This is a genomic window from Magnetospirillum sp. SS-4 (assembly GCF_902729425.1).
Taxonomy (GTDB): Bacteria; Pseudomonadota; Alphaproteobacteria; order Rhodospirillales; family Magnetospirillaceae; genus Phaeospirillum.
Genome location: NZ_CACVCH010000030.1, coordinates 1 through 262, shown reverse-complemented (window position 1 = coordinate 262; position 262 = coordinate 1). Strand labels below are relative to the sequence as shown.

Here is a 262-nt window from a genome sequence, read left to right as displayed (position 1 = left end):
GGCCATGAAATAGGATTCGTCCTAACTGTGTCAAGCTTGATAGGTTTCCCTCAATCGAAACAGAGGGGGATCGAATGGACACCTGCAAAGCCGATATCGCCGACCACGTCAGCACCTTCATCGCCGATGTCCAGCGCGAGGTCGATGACTGGCTGGCGGAAACGGGGACCGCACCGACCATGTTCTGCAAGAAAGCGGTCAACGATCCCAACCTGCTGCGCCATATCGAGCAGGGCCGCCGCCGCCTGACCTTCGCCATGGC

Annotated in this window: 1 protein-coding gene; it reads left to right on the top strand. The window is 58.8% G+C overall.

The features are described from left to right. Nucleotides 1-74: 74 nt before the first annotated feature. The coding region (locus tag MTBSS4_RS04640) for a hypothetical protein (protein ID WP_173982232.1) at nt 75-262 on the top strand (188 nt) is incomplete at its 3' end.